This is a genomic window from Candidatus Zixiibacteriota bacterium (genome assembly GCA_040752815.1).
In the GTDB taxonomy this organism is placed as follows: domain Bacteria; phylum Zixibacteria; class MSB-5A5; order GN15; family FEB-12; genus JAGGTI01.
Genome location: JBFMGC010000129.1, coordinates 1 through 1,182 on the forward strand (window position 1 = coordinate 1; position 1,182 = coordinate 1,182).

Consider the following 1,182-nt stretch of genomic DNA (forward strand, 5'->3'; position numbering starts at 1 on the left):
TCTGATACGGGGATTCGAACAGCACGTTCACGCAGCACGGAGCCGAGGTCATACAACCATCAGAAGCGGTGAAGCACACGCTGTAGGGCGTGTTGTCACCGGACGGACGGGCGCCCACGATCTGATTGCCGGAGATGCTGAGCCATGCCGGCCACACACCGGACTGAGCGTAGGTCAGGGCATCGCCGTCAGACTGGCTGGCCGGACCCATGGTGATCGCGAGCGGCACACCAGTCGGGGCCGTCACGTCAGCAGGATTCGAGCAAACCGGGGCATCATTGGTGACCGACAATGTGAAGTTGCAGAAGGCCGATCCGCCAGCCGCATCCTGCACGGTGACGGAGATCGCATGGTCGCCGACGGACTGGCAGTTGGACTCGTATGTCCACACGCCATTCACATCGACAGAGCCAGGAGCACCACCACTGAAGGTGTAAGGACCGCAACCACCGGTCACGCCGATCGTCTTGGAAGCCAGAGCGCCCCAATGAACGGAGACGTTACCGCAGTTGCTGGTTACTGGGGCAGTCGCAGCCACATCAACGTGGAACGTGGCGGTGCCGCAATTGCCCTGACCGTTGGAGTTGTAAACTTCGAACACCACGTCAAAGCCGGGGTAGTCGGCACATGTCGGGGTGTACGACCAGGTACCAGCACCAGCTGGCGGGCCAGGCGTTACCGTGGTGACAACACCGGGACCAGAGATCTTTGCGAAGGTATTGGGTTCGTCATCCGAGGAAGAAAGAGCCTTGGACGCCGACACGCCGACCGTCGCACTCACGGTAGCCAGATTGGTGGTGTTGGTCGGGCACGGGTTGCAAATGACATTGATGATACCCTTGTTGAAGGTCGCAACGATCGGAGGTGTACCGGACGCTCTCACGAAGACAAAGTGGTTGGCCGGGTCGGCGCAAGTCGTGTCAACCTCGAACTGCCCCGGGCAACTGGCGTTAAGCCCGGCGTTGATCGTGAACGAGGGACTGCCGCCGGGGAAAGTGCCATCCGTTCCGGCCGGGAGAGTCGCTCCGAGGATGATACCACGAACAATCATCATACCAGCCGGAGACGAGGTTACCGGCATGGTATTCGCATCAAGCCCTTCGTCACCAGGGTCCGGAGTAGGACCGGGCCAGATGGTGCCGAATCCCACGCCGCACGCGGCAGCATCGGGTGTCTGGTAAC

General features: G+C 61.0%; 1 protein-coding gene. It reads right to left on the reverse strand.

What is annotated here, in order from left to right:
- The coding region (locus AB1772_13490) for a hypothetical protein (protein MEW5797353.1) at positions 1-1,081 on the reverse strand (1,081 nt) is incomplete at its 3' end.
- Positions 1,082-1,182: the final 101 nt, after the last annotated feature.